At 61.3% G+C, this 9,086-nt stretch carries 1 protein-coding gene; it reads right to left on the bottom strand.

The window, feature by feature from the left end:
- Positions 1–9,078 (bottom strand): hemagglutinin repeat-containing protein (locus tag ACUTSW_RS23825; RefSeq protein ID WP_445585505.1); only part of this gene is annotated, 9,078 nt, incomplete at its 3' end.
- Positions 9,079–9,086: the final 8 nt, after the last annotated feature.

Below are 9,086 nucleotides of genomic sequence, written 5' to 3'. Positions count from 1 at the left end.
GCCGGCCCCCACTGCACCGGCGACACCCGACTGGTGATTCAGCTCCGCCGTTATCGCACCCAGCACCGCATGCGCCATCGCGTTGGCTGCCGGGTTCGCTTCACCGACCCGCGTCTTGATTTCCGTCGCCAGATACGGCGCGGCACCGCCCGCCAACGCACCCGCCAGATTATTGCCCGCCAACCCTTGCAGCGCCCCGGTCACCGCCTGTGCCGCCTTCTGCAGGTCGCTGCCGGTACCGTATTTCTGCATCTCCGCTTTGTATTCCGGCGTTTCGCGCAACGCTTTCGCATCCAGCCCCGGATACTTCGCTTTCGCCGTCTGCAACCCATTGATGTCGCCCTGCGTGCGGATAACATCCATCGCCTGCCCGCCTATCTCGCCGATAAGCTGCGCCTGCTTCAGTCGGGTCTGCTCTTTCTCCTTGTCGAAGATTGGCCCGATGCTGCCGTTGGCGTTATCGGTATCCCGGCTCAGTTGATTGACATCCTGCTGCTGATTCGCCGTGTCCCGAATGACCACGCTACCGCCCGACACCGCCGCCTGCGTGGTGCCTTCTGCGTGCCCCTTATTACCTGCACCGGAGAGTGCTACGCCCGCAAGGTTGGTCAGCAAGTCCGAGCCCACCGGGCCACCACTGCTGAGACTGCCGCCCTGATGCTCGGCCTTAAAGTCCGCCTGGTTATGGATATCGCTGAAGCCGAGCGTACCGGTATCAAGGCGGTTTTTATCCGCTGGGGCGGTACTGGCAATCACCGCGCCGTCCAATTGCGTATGCTTGCCTACCTTAACATCATAGCCGCCCTTGCCGGCAAACAGCCCGCTCTGCTCCTGTACGCTGTCGTAATTACTGTGCAGTTTGTCACGGCTCATGCTCAGGTTGGCGGAACCGCCGCCGCCAATGATTGCTACGCTGACACCACCGCTGACGCTGGTCTGTTTCGCGTCATAATTGTCGCTGTCTTGTTGGCTCTGCAAGGTCAGATTGCGTCCTGCGTCCACCTTCACCGTTTCACCGCTGGCCTGCGCCCCTGCCAATGTCGTATCCCGGCCGCTGCGCATGGATAAGGTGCCGCCACTGTCGACCGTTGCTTCGCTCCAGAAGGTGCCGTCGCCGTGCTCACTGCCCTGGCTCTTGTTGGCATTGGCAAATACGCTCAGCCCGGTTTGCCGGCCGACTCCGATGCTGATACCGACATTCCCCCCGCTGCCCTTGTTGCTGCCCTCCGTTTTCTGCGTGTTGGCAGCGCCCAGCAGCAGCAAATCGCGCTCAGCGCTCAGCGTTGTGTCTCCACCGGCCTTCAGTTGGCTGCCGACTATCGCGATATCGCCGCTGTTGGTGCTGCTCCCTTTCCCGGTAGCGGCCACCTGCAGATTATTGCCCGCACTGAGCGTTGAACCGGTGACGCTGGTTTGCTCCTGATGCTGTTTTGACGACGATTTCTGCGCGCCAAGCGAAACGCTGACGCCCACCATGCTGCCCTCTTGGGTATCGGTATTCCCGGCTTCGGCCAGTTGCCCCGCCTGCAATGCCTGTACGCCGGACAAGGCCGCTTTGGTCCCCTGCAACGCCGCCAGTCGACCATCGGTTTCCTTCTTCGCCTGCTGGGCAGTCGTCACCGCGCTGTTAACCGCACTGCCTACCGTGCCGGACAAAGCAAGGCTCAAACCGCTCTGCTTTTGCTCGAAGGTTTCATCACGGCGGCGAATATCCTGACCCGGATCGATTTGGACACTATCTCCCGTCACCGACAGATTCTTATCCGCAATCACATCCGCGCCGCCGATATGCGCCTTGCCGCCTGCGATGATATTCACGTCGCCGCCGGTCGAGCCAATGGTGCTGACGCTCTGGCTTTGAGTGGTGCCGTCTTCGTTCAACTGGTGGCGCGACGAGGTGCTGCCGAAGGTTACGCCGATGCCGCCACCGCTGAACATGCCGCTGGTTTTCTTCTCGTTCAGCCGGTAACTCGACTGTTCTTCGGTGGCCGCCACGATCTCGACGTTATTGCCCGCCTGCAGGCTGACTTTGCCGTCGCCTACTACCGTCGAGCCCTGCACCTTCAGGTCATTGCCGGCGTTGAGCGAGAGGTTATTGCCGCTCAGCAAGCTGCCCTTCTCGCGGGTGGCATAGTCCTCTTTCACCGTATGGGTGGTGGTTTTGGACAGCAAGCCTTTCTTGGTTTTGGTCTCCTCGAAGAAGCTGTAGTCACTTTCGGTGGCGCTGTTGAGCGCGATATCGCGCCCGGCGTTGACCGAGACATCGCCGCCTGCTTGCACCTGTGCGGCGTTGAGGGTCGCGTCGCGTCCGGCCTGCATGTGCGTATCGCCGCCGCTGGCGATGTCAGTGCCTTGTTGGCGGAAAGAGTCGTTCACCTGCTGCTTGCCGCCACCCTGGCTCGCCTGATACTCCCGACTTTGCTGCGCGTTGAGGTTAAGGTCACGCCCGGCGCTCAACCCGACATGGTTATCCGACACTATCGCCGCCGCCTGCGAGTTCAGGTCACGCCCGGCCTGCAATTGCAAATCGCCGCCGCTGCTGAGGGCGCTGCGGGTAGCGCCACTGCTGATGCGCTCGTTGCCGTCGGTTTTCTGGCGTTGGCTCTGTTCGACGGTGTGCAGATTGATGTCGCGGCCTGCGCTCAATGCGGCATCCCCCTTGCTGCCAATCTGGCTGGCTGCCAGGTTCAGATCCTGCCCGGCTTTCACGCCCAGCGCTCCGCCTGCGCTGATCTCACTGGCCTGGCTGCCGCGCGCTTCGCTTTCTTTAAGCCCGCCCCCCCAGCGGCCGCCATCCGCGCTGTCGGCGGTATAGGTGTTGTTGGCAATCAGGTTAACGTCGCCACCCGCTTGCAGGCTCATCCCGCCGCCGGAGGCCACTTTCGCGCCGGTGATGTCGATGTTCCGCCCGGCCTGCATGCTCAACCCGTCTTCGGCGCTGATGGCGGCGATATCGCCGATTTCAGTGCGCGACAGGGTCAGGGACTCGCCGCCCAGAGAACCTTTGGCATCCCATTGGCGGGTCTGGGTTTTGTTGATGATGCTGCCGTCGAGGCTTTCCAGCGCCATCTGCCGGCCGCTGAGGGTGGAACCGATATTGTTGATGTCGCCGATGGCGGTGAGTTGCAGCTCGCCCGCGGCGTCCATCAGCCCGCGATTGATATTGCTGATGCCGCTCTGGCTGGTCGCGCTCAGCCGTTCGCCGCCCTGCAACGTACTGCCGTCGTTGCCGATGCTACCGGCGTTCAGATTAACGCGGTTGCCTGCAATCACACTGCCACTGAGCGGTGCCAGGTCTTTTTTGGCCAGGTACAGCTTCGGTGCCAGCACCGTTTGGCCATTGACCGTCACCTTCTCCCACCAGACGATGCTGCTGTCCAGCTGCGCCACCTGCTGCGGCGTCAGGCTGATCCCGAGCTGCAAATTCAGGCCGCTCTGCGCCTGGGCGGCATTATCGATAAGCTGTTGCATCTGCTGCAAATCGGAGCCGACGCCGTTGATATAACGCTTGCCGGTCTGAGTCAGCAGGGCGTTGCTGATATAACGGGTATCGAACGCCGCATCGCCAAGGAAGCGGTAGTCGTAGTCCGGATTCAGTTTGAGACGATCGAGGAAATAGGCCGAACCGATAAACTGCGTTTCGTTAGTGAAGCGGCTGTCATTCTCACGCGGCGCAGCGCCGGGCTGCTGGCCCAGCATGGCGTACAAATCGTTGAACAGGCCGCTGTCCAGTTGCCCCAGACCATCCAGTTTGGGGTTGGTGGTGATCAGGTACGGGCTGTTCGGATCCTCGGTCGGGACAAAGCGGCCATTGCCGCCATTCGGCAACGGGTAGTCCGCCAGTTCGGCGGCGTTGTTGCCGAGCGAACCCAATGCACTCTGCAGACTGTCGCGCCATGCCGGGCTGCCGACGGCGATACCCTGATCGCCCGCCAGCCCTTGCTGTTGCACGCCGTCGATGGCATTCGGTTGTTGCAGGCTGTCGAGCGTCGGCCGGTCGATCGTATGGCTCAGGCTGCCGGCATTCGGCGTTACCGCCGTGTTGCTGATCGTGTCGGTAAAGCTGGCGTTAACCGCACCGCCAGCCTGAATGACCGAACGGTAAAGAACCGTATCTTCGTTCTCGTACTCCGGCTGGCCGGTTAAACGGTACTGAATGGAGGTATTGACGTTATCGCGGATATAACCACCGCTCTTTTTGAAGTCAGCCAGAGAATGGTGTTTGTCGAAATCATATTGTGCAACTTCTCCGTCATAACGGTAATTCAGATACTTATTCTGGCGGCCTGCTTGTGTGCTCTCATTGTTCAACGTGGCACCAGCCAGTGAGATATTGCCGCCAGCCAACATATCGCTGGCAATATTATCGAAACGGGTGATATTGCCGACAATATTCTTGCCTGCCGCAATGCGCCCAGCGCCACCGCTCGCGGTGACGGTCACTCTGGAGGATTCAACCAGGATCTTTTTATCGACGGCAGCGGCTTTCGGTGCCAGATAATAGTAATCATCAACGGAACCATTGCCATGCCCCATGCTGCCGCCGGTGCGCACGGTTTCGATGTAATAACCCAATTCGCTCTCAGGCAAATCCCCCAGTTTCATACCGACCAGAGGCTGACCATTCCACAGCGGATCCCTGATTGCTGTCTGTTGTTCCTTATTAACCGCCCACCCATCACGTTGGTTAAGCAGGTGCGCGGTTTTGATCTGGATATCGCCGTTTTCGGTCTCGACAGTGCCGGAAGTATTGACGATCTCGCTGTTGGCATTGCCGTCGGCATCTTTCTGCATCCACAGGCTATTGCCCGCCAGAATATCGCCGCGCTGATTGACGATGCGATCCGCCAGCAGTTGCATATTGCCGCCACCGTACAGCATGCCGCTGTTAAACAGCTGATTGGCGGCAATCAGCAGCAGATCGCCGGCGGTACCGATAAAACCCTTGTTGGTAATGTCGCTGCGGCTGAGCAGTTGTACTCGCCCACCCGATTGCAGGCTGGCGCCCTCGTTTTGTTTGATGCTCTCAGCCTCGATACGCACCTCTCCGCCACCGCCGCGTACTGTGCCGGCGTTAGTCAGCAATCCATGGCTGCGCAGGTTCAGGCTTTGCCCCTGAGTGGTCCCTTGCAGCAGAATATCGCCGTCGGCTTCAAGGCTCAGCGCATTGCCCGCCGCCAGAGTACCTTGCTGAGTAAAGGCCTCTTTCAGCGTCAGCGCGATATTGCCCAACGCCACCAGTTGACCGTACTGATTCAACAGGCTGCCTGCCAGCACCGCATCACCGGCGCTGAACAGCTTGCCGCTCTGTCGGTTATCCATCTGCCGCGCCTCGATCGCCATCTGGCGCGTCGCCAGCAGCGTACCGGCATTCTCCAGGCTGTTCGCCTTCAGTTGCAGATTGCCGCCTTGCAGCGTCCCCTGATTGTTCAGCTTGTTAAACGTCAGTTGGTTATCGCCGGCGGCGAGCAGTGTACCGCTGTTATCAAGCTGCGAGCCGTTGAAGATCAGGCTACCCGCCTGCAGCCAGCCAGCGTTATTCAGCGTTGGCGCCCGCAGATCCAAGGCGCCGCCGACGATCAGTTTGCCCGGGTTGATCAACTGGCGATCCAGCCGCAGTGCGCTGCGGCCATCGCTCTGTATCTCACCGCCGTTGTTCAGCTCCGCCGCCGTCAGTTGCAGCGCATTTTGGCTGCGCACGTTGCCGCCGGCCAGGTTATTGAACACCCCACTCAGCTCTGCGTTAAGGCTGTTTTTCCCCAGCAGCCTGCCGCCGTTGTTCAATTGCGTTGCTGTGAGCCGCAGATCCCCCGCCTGCATCAGACCCGGATTCTCGATGCGTTCCGCATTCAACCGCAGTTCGCCGTCGCTCAGCATCTGTCCCGAGGCCTGCTGCACTGCTGCACCGGCGATCTCGGCATCGAGCCGGTTAACGCCGGCCAGCGCGCCGCCGTTATTCAGGTTATCGCCTTTCAGGCGCAATGCGGCGGCCTGCCAGCTGCCCTGATTGTTCAACGCCAGCGCCGTCAGCGCCGCTTCGCCATTAGAGACGATTTTGCTGCCCGCACCGGCGTTGAGATCGCCGCTCAGATCCACGCGGATCAACTGTTGCGCCTGCAAGGTACCGGTATGATCCAGCTGCCGCGCCGACAGCAGAATGCGATCGCCCTGCCAGAGCCCGGCGTTATTGACCGCTGCAGCCGCGACGTTGAGTTCGCCGCCGCTCAGCAACTGGCCAGCGGCAAGGTTATGCAGATCCTGTTGCAGTTGCAGCGCCAGCTTTTTCACGCCGATCAGGTTGCCGCTGTTGTTCAACGCGTCGGCTTCGATCTGCGCACTGTCGCCCTGAACTTCCCCACGGTTATCGATGCTGTCGGCCTTCAGCCGCAGCGCACCTTCCGCCAAGACCTTACCGCGGTTGTCCAGCCTGTCGCCGTTCAACGCCAACGCCCCGCGGCTCAATATCTGCCCCTGGTTATCCAGTTGGCCGCCCCGCGCGGTCAGCCCGTCAATTCCCAGCGCGCTGCCGGCGTTGTCCCAGCGTTGCGCGGTAATATCAATAGCCTGCCCCTGCAGCTTGCCGGCGTTGTTCAGTTGCCCAGCTTGCAGCGCCAGCGCACCGCCGGCCAGGATCCTGCCCGATAGGCGGTTCTTCAGCTCATTGGCGGTGACATCCGCCTTGCCTTTGGCCTGCAACAACCCACCGTTGTCCAAATCGCCCGTGTTGATTGCAACGTCGTTCGCCGCAAGCCGTCCGGCGTTATTCAGCACCGGAGTGGCCAGCGTCAGCACGTTGTTCGCCACCAGCTCGCCCAGGTTGTCTACCGACTGCGTGAAGGCCAAATCCAGCGCCGCAGCACCTATTGATCCGTTGTTGGCCAGCCGTTCGCCGCGCAGGGTCAGTTGCTTGCCGGCCAGCAATTCACCCTGCTGGTCAAGACGATTTACGGCCAGCGTCAATTGCTCACTGGCGTGTAATTGCCCGCGCTGGCTCAAATAATTCCCGCGCCAGTCGAGGTTGCGCGCACCGATCTCCCCGGTATTGTCCACCGTAGAGCCGCTGACCTTCAGATCCCCCAGCGTGCTGAACACTCCGGCAAGTTGCGCCCCCTCGGCGACTGTCAGAGACATACCCTGTTTGGCCTGGGTTTGTCCGCTCGCAGCGGCAATCAGCCGTTGGCTGTCGATCGTCAGCTCGCGCTCCGCAGAAAGCAGCCCGCCGAGCCACACCTCATCCGCCTGGAGCGCGATGTCGCCATCACTGAGTAGCGAAGAACCCTGCGCGGTTTTCAGCGCGCCGCCATGAAATGCGACGCCCTGTTTGCCGGTAGCGCTGCCGGCCAGTAAAAACTCGCCCGCCTGCACCCTCAGTGGGCCGTCGGCATACAGCGCCCCGTCCAGGTTCAGGCCGTTTTTCACCGTCAAATCCAGCCGTTGTTGAGAACCGATCAGCCCCTGATTGTTCACGCCATCGGCGTTGATCGTCAGCGTACCGCCCGCCTGCAGTTTGCCGCTGTTATCCAACTGCCTACCGGTCAGGTTCTGCACCCCCTGCGCCTGCATCAATCCGGTGTTGGTCAGTTGCTGTGCCTGAACCCGGCTGTCGCGATTGGCAGCCAGTTGGCCATGGTTATTTAACTTGTTAGCTTGCAGTTGCAGGTCACGCCCGGCCGTCAATGTTCCCTGCCAGTCGCCATCGCCGCTGAGCGTCAGCCCGATATCGCCTTCAGCGGTCACCCGGCTGGCCACACCGCCGGTAAGGCTGTCTGCCGAGAGGTGCAGATCGCCGCCCGACGCAGCGTTGCCCCCCAGCATCAGTGCTCCGGCCTGCAGATCTACCTGCTTCAACCCGGCCAACGTAGACGCGTCGTCCAGTTGCAGGCCACGTTGCGCCTGCGCCGTTATCGCCCCGGCCGTGAGGCGGCTGTTATTCCATTGCTGCTCCCCGGCGTTCACTTTCAGCGTTTGCGCGGCGGTGGCCCGTTGTTGCTTATCGGCACCGGCCAGCAGCGTGCTGCCGTCGGCCTGCAGTTTGCCGGCAGCGTTAAGCGTCATATCGCCTGCCGCGCTCAGCGTGGCCTGATCCAGCGCGATATCGCCGCCGCCGTTCAGGCTCATCGCCTGCCCGGACTGGTGGCTGCCGCTCAGCGCCATGTCGGCCGCATTCGCGCTCAACGCGCCCTGCGCCAACGAATTGTGCAGCGTCAGCTTGCCCCTGGCGTCGAGGTTGATATCCCCCTCGCGGGCGTTAAGGTTGCCGAGGTTAACCCCCACGCCCTGTTCGCTGGACACCAGATGGATGCGGTTGGCATACATGCCGCCGAGCGCGCCGGTATCGATGGCCACCCTGGGTGCGGCGCCGTGGCCGGCTATCGGCGTGGCGTTGCCTGCGGCGTCTACCCGGTTGGCACCGAGCGTGACGCGGGCGTCTTTGGCATGCAGTTTTGCGTTGATCTCGGTGGCGCGGGCGATCAGGGCGAATTTATCGCTCTGGCTGGCGTCCAGCCCTTTGCCCTGAACGGTGATCGCCCCCTGAGTCACCTCCAGCGCCTGCAGCTTGCCGTCGGCATCCAGTACCGGTTTGCCGGTGGTCAACGTCACATTGGGGGTATTGATAAAACCGCAGCCGTCGCAGGTGATGCCATAGGGGTTGGCCACCATCACGCTGGCCTGCTTGCCCGCCACTTCCAGGTAGCCTTGCAGTTGCGAAGGATTGGGCGCCACCACTTCGTTAATGATGCCCTGCGCTGCCTTGCCGACCTGCAGGTTGGGGTTATTCTGGATCAGCCCGCCCAGTTGGCTCTGGTTGAGCTGACCGGTAGCGTTATTGAGGATCAGACCTTCTTTGCCGACGTTGAAATCGTCGTATTTATTATGAGAAATACCGGCCTGGTTCGGCGTGGCGATATTGACCACCGGCACGCCATTGGCGGCCTGATCGACGTGGGTATTGCCTTCGGCGACGTTAACGCCGGCGGCAAAAACAGGCAACAGCGGCTGGCCAGCCAGCAGGCCGCACAGGGTATAGCTCAGCAGGCGCTGACAGGCATTAAGCGATTGATTGTTTTTATGTTTCATCCCTGAAA

The sequence above is a fragment of the Serratia sp. TSA_198.1 genome (assembly GCF_052686505.1).
Note: the sequence above shows the minus strand (reverse complement) of the source record. Positions and strands in the feature narration are given on the sequence as shown.